Source organism: Streptococcus varani (assembly GCF_001375655.1).
GTDB lineage: Bacteria > Bacillota > Bacilli > Lactobacillales > Streptococcaceae > Streptococcus > Streptococcus varani.
On the sequence record NZ_CTEN01000001.1, the window covers coordinates 252323 to 269128 of the forward strand.

Here is a 16806-nt window from a genome sequence, read left to right on the forward strand (position 1 = left end):
TTTGAGTGTATACAAAAAGTCCCATATGACCTATAATGAAAAGCGACAAAACCATCATTTTAGAAAGACTCATATATGGAGCCTTTTTGAGTGTATACAAAAAGTCCCATATGACCTATAATGAAAAGCGACAAAACCATCATTTTAGAAAGACTCATATGGAACAATTTGATTTTATCACAAACTTACTTGGAATAAAAGACCCTAATATCACCATTTCAGATTATGTGGACGCTGGAACTCATAAAGAAGTCATCGCTAAACTTGACTATCCGGCTCCTAAATGCCACAACTGTCATGGTCAGATGGCTAAATATGACCTCCAAAAAGAATCTAAAATCCCCTATCTGGAATGTGCTGGATATAAGACCTTAATTCGTTTAAGGAAACGTCGTTTTCGTTGTCAGGATTGCGGAAAAATAGCTGTCGCAGAAACTTCTCTGGTCAAGAAGAATCATCAAATACCAGCTATTGTTAACCATAAGATTGCTCAAAAGCTGATTGAGAAAGGTTCTATGACAGACATCGCTGAATGCTTGGCCGTATCCACTTCAACAGTCATTCGCAAACTCAAGGAGTTCCAATTCAAGACTGACCTAACTTGGCTCCCAGCTCACATGAGCTGGGATGAATATAGTTTCAAGAAGGGCAAAATGAGCTTCATCGCACAAGATTTTGACTCGCTTACTATCTTAGCTATTCTAGATGGACGAACACAAACGACCATTCGCAATCACTTCCTCCGCTATTCCAGACAGGTGAGAAACCGAGTCAAAGTCATCACTATGGACATGTTTAGTCCTTACTACGATATCGCTAAAAAATTATTTCCAAACGCTAAAATTGTCCTCGATCGCTTTCATATCGTCCAACATATGAGTCGGGCCATGAACCATCTGCGCATCCAAATCATGAAGCAGTTTGACAGAAAATCTCATGAATACAAGGCGCTAAAAAGCTACTGGAAACTCATTCAACAGGATAGCCGTAAACTCAGCGATAAACGCTTTTATCGCCCTACTTTTCGGATGCATTTAACCAACAAAGAGATTCTTAAAAAACTACTTTCTTACTCGCAGGAACTTCGAGAACACTATGAACTTTACCAACTATTGCTTTTTCATTTTCAAAAGAAGCAAGCTGAACATTTCTTTGACCTCATTGAGGAGCTGCTTCCCAGCGTAAATCCCATCTTTCAAACTATTTTTAAAACCTTTTTGAAGGATAAGGACAAGATCATTAACGCATTAGAACTCCCCTATTCAAACGCCAAACTAGACGCTACTAACAACCTCATCAAAGTCATTAAGCGTAATGCCTTTGGTTTCCGGAACTTTGACAACTTTAAATTAAGAATTCTCATCGCTTTGAACATCACTATGGACATGTTTAGTCCTTACTACGATATCGCTAAAAAATTATTTCCAAACGCTAAAATTGTCCTCGATCGCTTTCATATCGTCCAACATATGAGTCGGGCCATGAACCATCTGCGCATCCAAATCATGAAGCAGTTTGACAGAAAATCTCATGAATACAAGGCGCTAAAAAGCTACTGGAAACTCATTCAACAGGATAGCCGTAAACTCAGCGATAAACGCTTTTATCGCCCTACTTTTCGGATGCATTTAACCAACAAAGAGATTCTTAAAAAACTACTTTCTTACTCGCAGGAACTTCGAGAACACTATGAACTTTACCAACTATTGCTTTTTCATTTTCAAAAGAAGCAAGCTGAACATTTCTTTGACCTCATTGAGGAGCTGCTTCCCAGCGTAAATCCCATCTTTCAAACTATTTTTAAAACCTTTTTGAAGGATAAGGACAAGATCATTAACGCATTAGAACTCCCCTATTCAAACGCCAAACTAGACGCTACTAACAACCTCATCAAAGTCATTAAGCGTAATGCCTTTGGTTTCCGGAACTTTGACAACTTTAAATTAAGAATTCTCATCGCTTTGAACATCAAAAAGAAGAGAACCAAGTTGGTCCTCTCCAGGTTATGACTTTTCAGCAACCCACTACAGTTGACAAAGAGCCCACAAAATTTAGTAAAATATTACAACATTTTGTTGTAGAATTCAACGACAAGTGCTTCGTTGATTTCTGGGTTGATTTCATCGCGTTCTGGCAAGCGAGAAAGTGTTCCTTCCAATTTTTCAGCATCGAATGATACGAAAGCTGGACGTCCAACGATTGCTTCAACAGCTTCAAGGATAGCTGGAACTTTCAATGATTTTTCGCGAACAGAGATCACTTGACCTGGAGCAACGCGGTATGATGGGATGTCTACACGTTTACCATCAACAAGGATGTGACCGTGGTTTACGAATTGACGTGCTTGACGACGAGTAGTTGCCAAACCAAGACGGTAAACAACGTTGTCCAAACGACGCTCAAGAAGAACCATGAAGTTGAAACCAAGAGTTCCTTCTTTGATTTTAGTTGCTTGTACGAACAAGTTACGGAATTGTTTTTCACCCAAACCGTATGAGAAACGCAATTTTTGTTTCTCAGCCAATTGCAAACCGTACTCAGAAAGTTTTGAACGGTTGTTTGGTCCGTGTTGTCCTGGTACGTAGTTACGACGTGCCAATTCTTTACCTGTGCCTGTGAGTGACAAGCCAAGGCGGCGTGATTGTTTCCATGATGGTCCTGTATAACGTGACATGTTATCAGTCCTCCTCTAAATAAAATATATGTTGAGGAAATAACGTCTTTTGAAAATCCTAGTTCGTGCAGATGCCCTTCGCCTAAACAGCCAAGGTTACTTCTATTTCAAGACACCTGTTGACGAGCTCCATATTTTCATGCTGCTATTTCACACAAAGGTTAGTATATCACAAAAAAAAGGCTCTGTAAAGCCTTTTTAACTGGATTTTAGTCCCAATCGGTTGAGAATTTCTTCTTTATATTGTAGTTTTGCCAATTCGGGTTGCTCAGCATTCTTCCAATCCATGTTCAGCTCAGCAACGATTTGGCCAGGCTTGTGATTGAGGACATAGATACGGTCACTAAGTTTAATGGCCTCGTAAATGCTATGGGTGATGAGGATGGTTGTTAGTTTGAACTGCTTGTGAATGTTCAGATACCAGTCATGCAGGGTCATCTTGGTCATCTCGTCCAAGGCGCTGAAGGCCTCATCTAGAAGAAAGAGGTCATGACCGAAGAGATAGGTCCGCAGGAGGGCAATCCGCTGCCGCATGCCACCGCTCAGTTCATGAGGATAGGCATCCCGAACACTGTCCAGACCAAATTCTATCAAAAGAGCATCCGCTTCTTGAACAGCTTGCACTTTTTTGATACCTCGAATGGTCAAAGGCAGAATAACATTCCCCAAAATGGTCTTGTGTTCTAGTAGCAAATCCTTTTGTAGCATGTAGCTGACCTTGCCCTTAGGATTGTCCAGACCATCGACCATTATTTTCCCCTCTTGAACAGGTAAAATACCAGCTATGAGATTAAAAAGGGTCGTTTTCCCCACCCCACTAGGGCCCAGGATAGAAACAATTTCTCCCTGATCAACATGAAGGTTGATGTCTTTGATGATAGGGGCCTCTTCATAAGCAAAGGTCAGTTCTTTCAGTTCGAGTTTTTTCATTGGGACAAGTAATCATTTGAAAAACCTTGATTTTTCAAATCGCTTTCTAGGATTCCTTTTTTATAAGCCCAAGCATAGAAGGCATTCCAGCGGTCTGCATCAAACTCCCCCCACTTTTCAGGATTGGAAGCGTAGTGCTTAGACAGGTATTCTTGGGAGGCTAGGACAAATTCTTTCTGATTTTCCAAGGCTGGTGCATGCTTGATAAGGATTTCCGCACTTTCTTTTGGGTTTTCTATAGCATATTGGTAGCCTTTTTTAATGGCTTTAAGAACTTTTTTGGCCTGATCTGGATGTTCTTTTAAGTAGTCATTATTGGCGATAATCACTGGCGAATAATAGTCAAATTCTGGCGCAAAGTCCCTTAGATAGAAATAGTTTGTTTTCATACCTTCTTGTTCAGCCATGATGCCATCCCAACCGTAGTAAATCCAGGCTGCATCAAACATCTTATTGGCAATTGGCGTAATCGAATTCGCATCCGTATTGGGTACTTTTTCAACCGTAGCAAAATCGCCACCCTCTTCTGAAACCAAGGTTTCTAACATAGCCAACTCAATTGGATCATTCCAGGTTCCATATTTCTTACCAACCAAATCTTTAGGGCTCTTGATGTTGGCTTCACCAGCGGAAATAATACCTGAAGTGTTGTGCTCAACCAAGGCTGCAACGGCTGTAATCCCCGCACCTTTTTCCAATTTCTTAGCCATAAAGTCTTGGAAATAGACGACAAAAGGAGCCTTGCCATTGATCACTAAATCCGATGAGCTATCTTCTGATGGCAGTTTGATGTCGACCTTGACGCCCTCTTCTTCAAAATATCCCTTATCCAAAGCTACATAGAGACCGGTATGATTGGTATTTGGGGTCCAGTCTAGGATAAAATCAATGGTGTCATCTTTAGTTGAAGCACACGCTCCTAAAATAAGAGTAGCGGATGCCAAGAGAACCATAGCCGTCGATTTCATCTTCTTTTTCATAGTTTTCTCTTTCTATTTTATTGTAGGTTTCCATTTGATAACCATTTTCTCACTAATTTGAACCAATTTCATTGCCAGAAGGCTAATCAGTGAGACCCAAATGATAATGGCGAACATGGTATCGTACTGGAAGAGTTTTTTGGATTGTATCATATAGACTCCCAAGCCCTCAAAACCGCCTAGCCATTCGGAAACGACAGTGGCGATAAAGGCATAAGAGACGCTGACCCGAAGACCAGCATAAAAATAAGGTAAGGCATTGGGAATTTTAAAATGCCACAGTACTTGCCAAGGTTTTGCTCCCATGAGTTGGAAAAGCCTCAATCCGTCCGCATCACAGTTACGAAATCCATCTAGGATGTTGACAATGATTGGAAAGGTTGTTGTTAAGATAATGAGGACAATCTTAGGTAAAATCCCATACCCTAACCAAAGGACCAAAGTAGGTGCCAAAGCGATAGTCGGAATGGTTTGGATGACCACCAAAATCGGGTAGAGCATATCATTGACCCAACTATATCGATCCATGATAAGAGCCAACAAGCAGGCAATCAGCACTCCCAAACTCAGACCCAGAAGAGCCGTCTGCAAGGTATGGAGACTATGTTGCCCTAAAAGGACCCTATCACGCGCAAAAGCCTGTAAAATTTCGATGGGAGTCGGCAGGATATACTTTGGTAAAAGCTGGAGAAAACCAGCTATCTGCCAGATGAGCAAGAGCAAGATGATACCTAGACTGCTAATCTGTTTACGAATGATATTTTTCAATTTTTTCCTCAATAGACAAGATTTGTCCGTAGTTTATTTTGACATTGGCGAAGATATTATCTGCCTCACTACCGGCCAATTCAATAGCAGTCTTAAGAATGAGCATCAACTCCTCCCATTCTCCCTCTAGCACTGTTTCAAATGGGGTCACTACTTGGTTGACAGGCTGTTTTTGTAAGTAAGCAATCACCTTCTCTATGACCTGCAAACGGTCAGCTGAATGACTCAACGGCAGAATTTGTAGTGCGATACTAGCTTTCATTGTTGTAACCTCCTTCTGTTGTAGATGTTTTTAACCTCTCTAAACTCCGTTTTGCCTTTCAGGTTCACTTTTGCTAAGATATAGAAAAAACACTTCTCCACATGGAAAAGTGCCTAAAATTAGTCTTATCTTATCGTTCCTACGCTAGCATTACCTAGATCAGGTGCGGTCGAAGCTTACACTTCCTCTCAGACTGTACACAGACTCCCATATGAACCTATCATAACGAAAAGGCTTGCAAAAGTCAAGAGAAGAGCTTTTCAAAACTTATATAAACATGTTTTTTGTCAAAAATAACGATAGATTCTGTTCTCTCAACTTGAAGTCCTTCCATTCAAACTCAGGTTTTCCGCACAGTCTTGATTGATTTTCTTTGCCTATAAAAAACCATAAAAAGTTTTCGTTCTTCTGTTTGAAACAAAAAAAGATTGAAGACTCTATTTCAGATTGTAGACAAACTTCATTTTTGAGGTTTGTCTTTTTTTGTATATTGCCGAAATATGGTGGAAATTGGCAGATTTGGACAAAATAAAAAGGCTTCCCAGCCATCATTTTCACCAGTTTTTTGATATTGAGACATGCCAAGGTCAGTCCAACCTTGTCTTCCATTTTGGACCGAATACCATAGAGGCACTGAATAAGAGGGATTTTAACCAGCATGACAGGATCTAAACTCGGACGACCATTATCGGTTGAGTAGGTGTCCTCTACCAACTCATAAATGAAGTTAAAATCAATCACCTCATCAACTTGACGAAGGAAATGATCAATTGGAACAAGGTCATCAAGTGTATAGAAACCATATTGATTGCGGTTGTAATCTGGTTTTTCCTTATGAAGCATAGCCAAACCTCCTCATACTAGATACTTTTATTATACTCCTATTCACAAAGAAAAGCCCTTAGAAACCTAATTCCAAGGACTTTGTCTTCAGTCTGGACTCTATTTTTCTTCAATCTGTGATTTTATGAACTATTTTTTTAAGCTTCGTCCAAATAATTAATCAAAATCTTTTCCGTCAAGATATCTGAGTAAGTATAGGATTCTACATAGGTATTATTTGGATCTTCAAATTCTACAATAAAGAGAGATTGATAGACTTCCATGATTCGTCCTTGTTTATTTTTCTCACGTTTACGGCCATTTTCAAGGGTCAATTCAACAATTTGTCCTTCATGCTCCTTGATATCCGTTTTTATTTGTTTCATTTTGGCAACATCTGTAAATGCATCACTCATTATTTTTTATCCTTCCTCTCTCTTAGAGATACTTGAAAACTTGTTGTATTCCTTCTGGAACATCAGCTCAACCGAACCTCGGGAACCTGAACGGTTCTTCTCGATGATGACTTCAACTGTATTATTGGGAATTCCAGCCTCTTCTTCGTCCGTATGGTAATAATCATCACGATGAAGGAAGGCAACAATATCAGCATCCTGCTCAATGGAACCTGATTCCCGCAAGTCAGATAGCATCGGTCGTTTGTCTTGACGCTGCTCAATAGAACGAGAGAGCTGACTGAGGGCAATAACTGGAACTTTTAATTCCTTGGCCAAAATTTTCAACTGACGAGAGATCTCTGACACTTCTTGTTGCCGACTCTCGCGGCCATTGCCAGTAATCAATTGCAAATAGTCAATCAGAATCAAGCCCAAATTCCCGGTTTCTTGGGCTAGTTTTCGAGAACGGGAACGAATTTCCGTAATCCGAATACCCGGGGTATCGTCAACATAGATACTAGCCCGCGCCAGATTGGACTGAGCAATCATTAATTTTTGCCACTCTTCGTCAGAAAGCTGTCCCGTACGGATAGAGCGGGAGTTAATGACTCCTTCTGAAGCCAACATCCGGTCTACCAAGCTCTCAGCCCCCATCTCCAGAGAGAAAATAGCTACCGTCAAACCGAGTTTAGTTCCGATATTCTGGGCCACATTGAGGGCAAAGGCTGTCTTACCAACGGCGGGTCGAGCAGCTAAAATAATCAGCTCTTCCTCATGAAAACCGGTCGTCATATTGTCTAAAGCTGGGTAACCAGAAGCAATACCCGTGATATCCGAAGTCTGCTGAGAACGAGCTTCTAAATTTTCAAAGTTGAGGTTGAGGACATCATCAATCTTTTTGAAGCCGGAACGACTAGCCCCCTCACTGACATCAATCAGGGCTTTTTCCGCATTGGCAATGATGGTATCCGAATCATCCGCTCCATCATAGGCTTGATTGACAGATTCCGTCAAGCGTTCAATCAACTTACGAAGACTAGATTTTTCAGCGACAATTTTGGCATAATATTCTGCATTAGCAGATGTCGGGACAGAGTTAATGACCTCAGCCAGATAGGCCAAACCACCGATGTTTTCCAAATCCCCATGGTTGGCCAGATAGTTGCGCATGGTGGTCGAATCAATCGCTTCATTTCGCTCGGATAAGGCTACCATGGCTGCAAAAATTAAGCGGTGAGCATGCTTAAAGAAATCCTCAGCCTCGATATATTCGCGAACGAAAACCAACTTATTTTCATCGATAAAAATCGCACCTAAAACGGACTGCTCCGCCAAAATATCCTGCGGTTGCATACGCAATTCATCAAATTCTACCAAAATCTCACCTCCCACCTCTTGCTTTTCTTTTAGGCTTCTTTGATACTCAAGTTAATGACACCTGTCACATCTTGGTAGAGTTTAACAGGTACATCAATTAGGCCAACTGCACGAATCGGATGGTCTAATTGAATATGGCGTTTGTCCACCTTGATGCCGAATTGCTTAGCCAATTCTTCTGCAATTTTCTTGCTGGTAATAGAGCCAAATGTTCGACCATCCGGACCTACTTTTTCCACAAATTGAACCAGGGTTCCTTCTTCAGCTAGTTTGACTTTCAGAGCCTCTGCTTCAGCAATCATTTCTGCATGAGCTTTTTCTTTGGATTTTTCTTGGCCACGAAGCTCACTGATTGCCTGATTGGTTGCTTCTTTAGCCAAGTTTTTTTTAATTAAAAAGTTTTGAGCATAGCCAGTTGGTACTTCTTTGATTTGGCCTTTCTTACCTTGACCTTTTACATCTGCTAAAAAGATAACTTTCATGGTAGTCTCCTATTCTTCTTTTAATTCTTCTAAAATTTTGTTCATCAATTGAACCTGAACTTCAATAACGGATTGATCATAAACCTGGGCTGCAGCCAAGTTAAAATGACCGCCACCACCTAAGGATTCCATAATCCGCTGAACGTTGACTTTGCTACGACTACGAGCAGAGATAGACACAAAATCTTTGATATTCTTAGTGACTACAAAAACTGCCTCAATACCGGCCATGTCCAAGATAGCATCTGCTGCTTTACTTGGCACGACATTGTCATATCTTGTTTCTTCATCCCCACCAACCAAAATAATATCTTCCGTAATATTTTTTCCACGCAAGATTAGTTCGTTGATTTTACGGTACTCTTCAAAATCTGTTGCAGCAATCTGGTGGATTTCCAAACTATCACTCCCACGGGCCCGCAAGAAACTGGCCACATCAAAAGTCCGGCTAGTTACACGAGCTGTAAAGTTCTTGGTATCCAACATAATGCCAGCCATCAAAAGACTAGATTGCAGACGGTTGAGTTTGTGGTGCTTATCATTTTGGAATTGAATCAATTCCGTCACCAATTCACTAGCTGAAGAGGCTCCACTTTCGATATAAGTCAAGATCGAATTGTTTGGGAAATCGGTATCCCTTCTGTGGTGGTCCACAACAACGACCTGTTCAAAAAGTTCATAAAAGTCTTTTGACAGGGTCAGAGCAATTTTAGAATGATCCACCATAATCATGAGGGATTGTTCTGTTACCATCTTCTTGGCCTCTTCAACGGTCACCAGATTGGAACAATTTTCGTTTTGTAACTTGGAGATTGCACGAGCAATATCCGGTGACATTTCTGACTCATTGTAGACAGTGTAAGCATTGTTCATGATATTTTGAGCAAAATGCTGCATACCTACCGCAGAACCAAGAGCATCCATATCTAGATTGCGGTGACCAACCACAAAGACAGCATCTACCGTTTTTAACTTGTCTGAAATAGCTGTCATCATCGCACGAGTACGGGTACGAGTACGTTTCACTGCAGAGGCTGTCCCACCACCAAAGAAAATGGGTTGCTTACTCTCATCGTTTTCTTTGACGACAACTTGATCTCCACCGCGAACTTCAGCCATATTTAGATTTTGTAGGGCAACCTGTCCGATTTGCTGATGATTACCATCGCCGTAGGCTATACCGATGCTAAGGGTCAAAGCTAGATCCATATTTTTAGCTTCTTCACGGAATTTATCAATAATGGAAAACTTGCTATCAATTAAAGCTTCCAGAACAGAATAATCCGTAAAGAGATAGAAACGATCCATTGTTCCGCGGCGGTAGTAAATGCCATGTTGGTGAGCAAATTCTGAAACGAACTGAGCCAAAAAACTATTGAGCTGACTGATTTGAGCGTCTGTCAGACTGTCCTCCAACTCATCATAGTTGTCAACCGAGATAATCCCAATTACTGGGCGAGAGCCCACAAGGTTAGTTGTGGCCTTATACTCCGTTGATACATCAAAAAAGTAAAAGAGTCCTTGCTTATAATCAACATGAACAGCATAGCGTTTACCGGAAAAATTGGCATAGGTCCGTTCATCATCCAAACCAACCTCTACAATCTCACGCAGTTTCTTTTTATCAAATTCCCCATCATCTTGAGCAAAAATCAGTTCCGCAAAAGGGTTGAACCACTCAACATGGTTGTCTTCTTGACGAATCTTGATGACACCAACCGGCATCTGATCTAGGAGTTGCATCAGACCTGTATTGGCTTCTTCATTCAAATACTCAATTTGTTCTAATTCACTAATTTCATAAGATTTCTTCTGATAGATAAAGAGAAGCACCAAAAGCAAGAAAGCTACAAAGGTTGCTAGGAGCGTGGTTGGTGGTTCAGGAAAAAGGCTGTGTAGGACAGCAATTATTCCAAATAAGATAAGACCGATCATTATAAAATGAAGGGCTGAAAATCGAAATTTCTTCATCATTAACCTCTGTTTGCCATTCTAACACAAAAGCGGTCAAAAAGCTAGTTTGCCCATCCTATTCTAGCTGTAAGAAAAGAAGAAAAGACAGCTATTCTCAGCTATCTTTTTGAGCATTTTTTGAAATGGAGCGGCTCCGTCCTTCTAAATAGACCATGAGAATGGAAATGTCAGCTGGATTAACCCCTGAAATCCGACTCGCTTGACCAATGGTTTCGGGCGCAATCAACTTAAATTTTTGACGAGCTTCTGTCGCAATGGAGTCAATATCATCCCAGTCAATATCTGCTGGAATCCGTTTTTCTTCCATGCGTTTCATCTTAGCAACCTGATCCAGGGCCTTGTTGATGTACCCCTCATACTTGGTCTCCGTCTCAATCAACTCAATAGTCTTGGCAGACAAGTCCTCTGCTGCCGGTCCGATAAATTTCACCACATCGGCATAGGTCACTTCGGGACGACGCATGAATTCTTGAGCTGTCAGGGCATCTGTCAGAGGTTTAAAGCCCATGGCCGTTACTTGTTCATTGGTCTCTTTGATAGGCCTGAGTTTGATGGACTTGAGACGGGTCATTTCATTGTCAAATTGCTGTTTGTGAATCTGGAAATGCTCCCAACGGTCATCATTGACCAAACCAACCTCACGACCAATCTCCGTCAGACGCATATCAGCATTATCGTGACGCAAAATCAAGCGATATTCAGCTCGAGAGGTCAAGAGGCGATAGGGTTCGATCGTCCCTTTTGTCACCAAATCATCAATCATTACACCGATGTAACCATCGCTCCGCTTCAAAATCAACTCAGGTTTGCCCTGCACCTTCAGTGCCGCATTGATTCCAGCTATAATCCCTTGACCAGCAGCCTCTTCATAACCTGAAGTACCATTGGTTTGTCCTGCCGTAAAGAGACCCGAAATCGCCTTGGTTTCCAAAGTTGCCCGCAGTTGATGAGGCAAGACCATGTCATACTCAATGGCATAACCAGTCCGCATCATTTCCGCCTTTTCCAGACCAGCAATGGAGTGAACTAAATCTTTTTGAACATCTTCTGGAAGACTGGTTGATAGACCTTGGATATAGATTTCATCCGTATCCCGTCCTTCTGGCTCCAGGAAGAGCTGATGGCGTTCCTTGTCTGCAAACCGCACAATTTTATCTTCAATCGATGGACAGTAGCGCGGACCCACCCCTTTGACAATCCCTGAAAACATCGGGGCGCGATGAAGATTGGCATTGATAATCTCATGGCTACTTTCGTTTGTATAGGTCAACCAGCAAGGAATTTGATCTTGCAGGTAATCTTCATCCTTAGACAAGAATGAGAAATGATTTGGCTTCTCATCCCCTGGTTGAATCTCTGTCACCTCATAATTGATGCTTTTGGCATTGACACGAGGCGGGGTACCTGTCTTAAATCGACCAATTTCAAGACCTAATTCTTTCAAATTGTCCGCCAACTTGACAGAAGCCAGGCTGTTGTTTGGACCAGATGAATACTTGAGGTCTCCAATGATGATTTCCCCACGTAGGGCTGTACCCGTTGTGACGATAACTGCCTTAGCAGCATAAAACTGATTGGTCGCGGTCCGAACACCGATAACCTGTGCCTCTTCCACCAAAATCTCATCAATCATGGTTTGATGGAGGGTCAGATTGTCCTGTTTCTCCACCGTTTTTTTCATTTCACGGGAGTATTCAGCCTTATCAGCTTGAGCCCGTAAGGCCCGCACCGCTGGTCCTTTACCAGTGTTGAGCATCTTCATCTGGATGTAGGTCTTATCAATATTGCGTCCCATCTCGCCACCTAGAGCATCGATTTCCCGTACCACAATCCCCTTGGCTGATCCACCAATCGAAGGATTACAGGGCATAAAAGCTAGCATATCCAGGTTAATCGTTGCTAGTAAGGTTTTACAACCCATACGAGCTGTCGCTAGACCTGCTTCAACTCCAGCATGGCCTGCTCCGATGACGATAACGTCATAGTTTTCTGTGAAAGTATAAGTCATTATATGTTCCTTTTTTAATCTTTGTTTATGAAGTGTTGGATTGGTCCATCTTGCTTCAATAAGGCTTCTTTTAAAAAGGCAGGATTGAGATTGATAGCAGCTAAATCATCAAGGGCAACCCATTGGCAGTCCCTAGTCTGACCACCCTCTTCCATTTGATGATTGGGCTCGGATAAAGGACGAACTAGGTAGTGAAACTCAATCTGATGAAAGTCTTGATCCTCTAGAGTAAAGAGGTTCTCAACCACAAAGGCTAGTTTTTCAATTTTTACATCAATGTCAATTTCTTCCCTAACTTCCCTTTTAAGGGCTTCTTCTGTCTTTTCACCAACATGGATTGCCCCACCGATGGTATAATATTCTTCTTTTGGTGATTTAGCTAGAAAAATTTTTCCATCCTGAATGACAAGGGCTGAAACCCTAACTCCAAAAGAACCTTGATCTGTCTGTGTCCTGAAATCCATCTTCTCCTCCTTGCAATATAAAACACAAAAATAGCCAAAACTCCCGAAAATTGCATGCCAAAAAGGCACACAATTCCCATGAGCTTTGACCATCATGTTATTGTTAAGTTTATTGTATCAAATATGACATAAAAGTCAATAATTGTTGATTAAACTTCTAGATTCCTTGACAACAACTGTCAACTAGATATACTGACAAGCGACTCCGTCTTTATAAGCCATGTCAATCATACCACCGCCGAGACACTCTTGTCCATCGTAGAAGACAACAGCTTGACCTGGTGTGATGGCACGTTGTGGTTCATGGAAAATCACTTCAGCCTGATTACCAGAAACCTTGACAGTCACTTTACTATCTGGTTGACGGTAGCGGAACTTAGCGGTACATTCAAACTCGAATTCTTCAGGCATTTTCCTTGTAAAATGAACTTGACTAGCCTGTAAAGAAGTTGACATCAGTGATTCATGATAGAAACCTTGACCAACATAGAGAATATTTTGCGCCAAATCCTTTCCGACTACAAACCACGGTTCATTGTCACCACCGATTTGACCTCCAATACCGAGTCCTCCACGCTGACCGATGGTGTAGTACATCAGTCCTGCATGTTCACCCATATCGCGACCATCGACTGTCAGCATGCGGCCTGGCTGTGCGGGTAGGTATTGACCAAGAAATTCCTTGAAGTTTTTCTCACCGATAAAACAAATCCCTGTTGAATCTTTTTTCTTAGCAGTTGCGAGCCCTGCACGCTCTGCAATAGCACGCACTTCTGGCTTTTGTAAATGCCCCAAAGGAAACAGGGTCTTTTGCAACTGTTCTTGAGATAATTGGCTAAGGAAGTAGGTTTGATCCTTGCCATTATCAGCTCCGCGTAACATATGAACGAGTCCGTCTTCATCACTTGTCACTTGTGCATAGTGGCCTGTCGCCACATAATCTGCTCCCAAAGTCAGTGCATAGTCCAAGAAAGCCTTGAATTTAATTTCTTTGTTACACATGACATCAGGATTCGGCGTCCGACCAGCTCTATACTCCTCAAGAAAGTATTCAAAGACTCGATCCCAGTACTCTTTTTCAAAGTTGACAGAGTAGTAAGGAATCCCAATTTGATCTGCCACTGCAGCCACATCTTTGTAGTCCTCTGTTGCTGTACAAAAGCCATTTTCGTCTGTATCATCCCAGTTTTTCATGAAGATGCCAATCACATCATAGCCCTGCTCCTTCAGTAAAAGAGCCGTAACAGATGAATCGACACCCCCACTCATCCCAACAACGACACGAGTTTTCGAGTTATCACTCATAATAGATTTCTCCCATCTTTTCGTAGAAATAACGATTTGAAGGTCGTATTTCAAATAAATTTCAAAAAACGATTTGAAGGTCGATTTTGATGCGTTTCTTACGCAGATGCTATTATATCAAGATTTCTCCATAATTCCAACTAGATAAGAAATTGAAAGCATTCTCAAAAAGAGCTGGTTGCATGTCCTTTGATTTGTTATAATGTGAGTAAGAAAAAGTGAGGCAAGTATGACAAATTTAAAATTTCAATCTGTTTTTGACATTATCGGACCAGTTATTATTGGTCCATCCTCTAGCCATACTGCTGGCGCCGTTCGAATTGGAAAAATCGTATCCTCTATTTTTGGCGATAAACCAAGGGAAGTTGAATTTCAACTCTTCAATTCTTTTGCCAAAACCTACCGTGGACATGGGACAGATGTGGCACTGGTAGCTGGAATTTTGGGTATGGATACGGATGATTCACGAATTCCTCAAGCTCTAGATATTGCAAGAGAACAAGGGATTAAGGTTTACTGGAAAGTCCACAAAGACAGCAATGCTCCCCATCCGAATACCACGCGCATTTTGATTAAAAATGACGAAAAATCTCTATCTGCAACTGGTATTTCCATCGGTGGAGGTAATATTCAAGTGACCGAACTAAACGGCTTTGCGGTCAATTTACATATGAATACTCCAACTCTTATCATCGTTCATCAAGATGTCCCTGGAATGATTGCACATGTGACCGATATTCTATCTAAATACGACATCAACATCGCACAAATGAATGTGACTCGAGAAAAGGCTGGTGAAAAAGCGATCATGATTATCGAAGTCGATTCTCACCAATGCGATGAAGCCGTTGAAGAAATCAGTCAAATTCCACATTTACATAATGTCAACTTCTTCAAGTAGAAAGGGATAAGATGTTTTATACTATAAAAGAACTAGTCCACCAGGCAAATACGTTTTTTTCAGGTAATGTAGCCGAGTTGATGTTGACTACTGAAACGGAATTGACTGGTCGAAGTCGGGAAGAAAACTTGACAATTATGTCAAAAAACTTGACAGTAATGAAAAATTCAATCCAAAAAGGATTGAATGACCATAAATCGCTTTCTGGTTTAACAGGAGGAGATGCGGCTAAATTAGACCGTTATCTGAAGTCTGGTAAAACTTTAGCCGGTGCTAGTGTTCTATCTGCCGCTCGTAATGCAATGGCTGTCAATGAATTCAATGCTAAAATGGGTTTGGTTTGTGCGACACCGACAGCAGGATCAGCAGGTTGCTTGCCTGCTGTCCTAGGATTAGCAATAGAAAAACTCGCTTTGAGCCATGAAGAACAATTAAACTTCCTCTTTTCTGCTGGAGCTTTTGGTTTGGTTATTGCAAACAATGCCTCTATTTCTGGTGCTGAAGGGGGTTGTCAAGCTGAGGTAGGATCAGCTGCTGCTATGTCTGCAGCAGCACTTACCTTAGCAGCTGGCGGAACTCCCCACCAAGCCAGTCAAGCTATCTGCTTTGTCATAAAAAATATGTTGGGCCTAATCTGTGATCCGGTCGCAGGCTTAGTTGAGGTGCCCTGCGTCAAACGAAATGCTATGGGAGCAAGCTATGCCCTAGTCGCTGCGGATATGGCTCTCGCGGGTATAGAATCTAAAATTCCAGCAGACGAAGTTATTAACGCTATGTACCAAGTTGGTTCTAGCCTACCACCTGCTTTCCGCGAAACAGCCGAAGGCGGGCTTGCAGCAACTCCAACTGGTCGCAAACTGGCTAGAGAATTTTTTGGAGAATAGTCATGACTACAATCTATTTTATTCGCCATGCCCAACCAAACTATGACAACCATGATGACTATTCTAGAGAACTAACTGAAAAAGGTTTACAAGATAGTAAAGACCTTGTCAAGCGGTTCGAAGATATTAAGATTGATGCTTTCTATTCCAGTCCTTACGTTCGGGCTATTGATACCATCAAACCTTTAGCCGAAAACCGACAAAAAACAATCCACCTTGTCAAAAATTTTAGAGAAAGAAAGATTGGCAATCATTGGATTAAAGATTTTAATGGGTTTGTTGAAAAACAGTGGACTGATTTCTCATTTAGACTTTCAGATGGTGAATCTCTTTCCCAAGTTCAGTCACGCAATATCCAAGCATTAGAAACTTTACTAAAAGAACATCCAGAGCAAACACTTGTCGTCGGCAGTCATGGAACGGCACTTTCCGCTATTATCAACTACTATCAGCCAGCGTTCACTTATAGTGACTTCCAGAAAATTAAAGATGTTTTCCCTTGGCTGATTACACTGCAATTTGATGGCAACTCTTGTATATCCATCGCTGAATTCCAATAAAAAGAGACGACAAATCG

General features: G+C 41.5%; 15 protein-coding genes and 3 pseudogenes. 5 read left to right on the forward strand and 13 right to left on the reverse strand.

Annotated elements, in window-relative coordinates:
* Positions 1–158: 158 nt before the first annotated feature.
* A pseudogene (locus BN1356_RS12770) lies at positions 159–1376 on the forward strand (ISL3 family transposase); the annotation flags it as partial.
* Positions 1374–2009: pseudogene (locus BN1356_RS12775) on the forward strand (ISL3 family transposase); the annotation flags it as partial. The pseudogenes BN1356_RS12770 and BN1356_RS12775, both read left to right, overlap by 3 nt.
* Positions 2010–2062: 53 nt before the next feature.
* Here the strand turns inward: BN1356_RS12775 and rpsD are convergent.
* The 13 genes and pseudogenes from rpsD to mnmA all read right to left on the reverse strand — a co-directional run bounded on the left by rpsD (position 2063) and on the right by mnmA (position 14444).
* On the reverse strand, positions 2063–2674 hold the full coding sequence (gene rpsD / locus BN1356_RS01355) for a 30S ribosomal protein S4 (RefSeq protein ID WP_093649645.1): 612 nt from the start codon (positions 2672–2674) through the stop codon (positions 2063–2065).
* A 198-nt stretch (positions 2675–2872) separates the two neighbouring features.
* Entirely contained in the window at positions 2873–3604 is a 732-nt protein-coding gene (locus BN1356_RS01360; protein ID WP_093649646.1) for an ABC transporter ATP-binding protein, read from the reverse strand.
* The gene (locus tag BN1356_RS01365) at positions 3601–4584 is read right to left on the reverse strand and encodes an ABC transporter substrate-binding protein (protein ID WP_093649647.1); all 984 of its coding nucleotides are present in this window, start codon (positions 4582–4584) and stop codon (positions 3601–3603) included. The genes BN1356_RS01360 and BN1356_RS01365 overlap by 4 nt, the downstream gene beginning before the upstream one ends.
* Positions 4585–4596: 12 nt before the next feature.
* On the reverse strand, positions 4597–5352 hold the full coding sequence (locus tag BN1356_RS01370) for an ABC transporter permease (protein WP_425423505.1): 756 nt from the start codon (positions 5350–5352) through the stop codon (positions 4597–4599).
* Positions 5333–5614 (reverse strand): thiamine-binding protein, encoded by a 282-nt coding sequence (locus BN1356_RS01375; protein ID WP_093649649.1) that lies wholly within the window; start codon positions 5612–5614, stop codon positions 5333–5335. Before BN1356_RS01375 ends, BN1356_RS01370 begins: the two co-directional genes overlap by 20 nt.
* 612 nt (positions 5615–6226) lie before the next feature.
* Positions 6227–6457 (reverse strand): annotated as a pseudogene (locus tag BN1356_RS01380) (transposase); the annotation flags it as partial.
* Positions 6458–6594: 137 nt separating this feature from the next.
* A complete protein-coding gene (locus tag BN1356_RS01385) occupies positions 6595–6852 on the reverse strand; it encodes a Veg family protein (protein WP_093649650.1) in 258 nt (85 codons plus the stop codon).
* A gap of 6 nt (positions 6853–6858) precedes the next feature.
* Positions 6859–8211 carry a replicative DNA helicase gene (gene dnaB / locus BN1356_RS01390; protein ID WP_093650033.1) on the reverse strand — a complete coding sequence of 451 codons (1353 nt, stop codon included), beginning with the start codon at positions 8209–8211 and terminating at the stop codon, positions 6859–6861.
* A gap of 29 nt (positions 8212–8240) precedes the next feature.
* Complete coding sequence (gene rplI / locus BN1356_RS01395; RefSeq protein WP_093649651.1) at positions 8241–8693, reverse strand: 50S ribosomal protein L9; 453 nt, start codon at positions 8691–8693, stop codon at positions 8241–8243.
* 9 nt (positions 8694–8702) lie between these two features.
* Positions 8703–10664 carry a DHH family phosphoesterase gene (locus BN1356_RS01400; protein ID WP_093649652.1) on the reverse strand — a complete coding sequence of 654 codons (1962 nt, stop codon included), beginning with the start codon at positions 10662–10664 and terminating at the stop codon, positions 8703–8705.
* Between the two features lie 97 nt (positions 10665–10761).
* On the reverse strand, positions 10762–12675 hold the full coding sequence (gene mnmG, locus BN1356_RS01405; RefSeq protein ID WP_093649653.1) for a tRNA uridine-5-carboxymethylaminomethyl(34) synthesis enzyme MnmG: 1914 nt from the start codon (positions 12673–12675) through the stop codon (positions 10762–10764).
* 14 nt (positions 12676–12689) lie between these two features.
* Complete coding sequence (locus BN1356_RS01410; protein WP_093649654.1) at positions 12690–13139, reverse strand: NUDIX hydrolase; 450 nt, start codon at positions 13137–13139, stop codon at positions 12690–12692.
* Between the two features lie 183 nt (positions 13140–13322).
* Positions 13323–14444: a tRNA 2-thiouridine(34) synthase MnmA gene (mnmA, locus tag BN1356_RS01415; RefSeq protein WP_093649655.1), complete on the reverse strand. Its 1122-nt coding sequence runs from the start codon at positions 14442–14444 to the stop codon at positions 13323–13325.
* A 229-nt stretch (positions 14445–14673) separates the two neighbouring features.
* Between mnmA and sdaAB the strand changes: the two genes are divergently transcribed.
* From sdaAB to BN1356_RS01430, 3 genes are read left to right on the forward strand one after another with little or no spacing between them, the layout of a single operon-like run.
* On the forward strand, positions 14674–15345 hold the full coding sequence (gene sdaAB / locus BN1356_RS01420) for an L-serine ammonia-lyase, iron-sulfur-dependent subunit beta (RefSeq protein WP_093649656.1): 672 nt from the start codon (positions 14674–14676) through the stop codon (positions 15343–15345).
* Between the two features lie 11 nt (positions 15346–15356).
* Entirely contained in the window at positions 15357–16229 is an 873-nt protein-coding gene (gene sdaAA / locus BN1356_RS01425) for an L-serine ammonia-lyase, iron-sulfur-dependent, subunit alpha (RefSeq protein WP_093649657.1), read from the forward strand.
* Between the two features lie 2 nt (positions 16230–16231).
* On the forward strand, positions 16232–16789 hold the full coding sequence (locus BN1356_RS01430) for a histidine phosphatase family protein (protein WP_093649658.1): 558 nt from the start codon (positions 16232–16234) through the stop codon (positions 16787–16789).
* Positions 16790–16806 lie beyond the last annotated feature (17 nt).

Coding starts and splice junctions, on each gene's coding strand:
- rpsD (WP_093649645.1), bottom strand. CDS start 2,674: ATGTCACGTTATACAGGACCATCATGGAAACAATCACGCCGCCTTGGC.
- BN1356_RS01360 (WP_093649646.1), bottom strand. CDS start 3,604: ATGAAAAAACTCGAACTGAAAGAACTGACCTTTGCTTATGAAGAGGCC.
- BN1356_RS01365 (WP_093649647.1), bottom strand. CDS start 4,584: ATGAAAAAGAAGATGAAATCGACGGCTATGGTTCTCTTGGCATCCGCT.
- BN1356_RS01375 (WP_093649649.1), bottom strand. CDS start 5,614: ATGAAAGCTAGTATCGCACTACAAATTCTGCCGTTGAGTCATTCAGCT.
- BN1356_RS01385 (WP_093649650.1), bottom strand. CDS start 6,852: ATGAGTGATGCATTTACAGATGTTGCCAAAATGAAACAAATAAAAACG.
- rplI (WP_093649651.1), bottom strand. CDS start 8,693: ATGAAAGTTATCTTTTTAGCAGATGTAAAAGGTCAAGGTAAGAAAGGC.
- BN1356_RS01400 (WP_093649652.1), bottom strand. CDS start 10,664: ATGAAGAAATTTCGATTTTCAGCCCTTCATTTTATAATGATCGGTCTT.
- mnmG (WP_093649653.1), bottom strand. CDS start 12,675: ATGACTTATACTTTCACAGAAAACTATGACGTTATCGTCATCGGAGCA.
- BN1356_RS01410 (WP_093649654.1), bottom strand. CDS start 13,139: ATGGATTTCAGGACACAGACAGATCAAGGTTCTTTTGGAGTTAGGGTT.
- mnmA (WP_093649655.1), bottom strand. CDS start 14,444: ATGAGTGATAACTCGAAAACTCGTGTCGTTGTTGGGATGAGTGGGGGT.
- sdaAB (WP_093649656.1), top strand. CDS start 14,674: ATGACAAATTTAAAATTTCAATCTGTTTTTGACATTATCGGACCAGTT.
- sdaAA (WP_093649657.1), top strand. CDS start 15,357: ATGTTTTATACTATAAAAGAACTAGTCCACCAGGCAAATACGTTTTTT.
- BN1356_RS01430 (WP_093649658.1), top strand. CDS start 16,232: ATGACTACAATCTATTTTATTCGCCATGCCCAACCAAACTATGACAAC.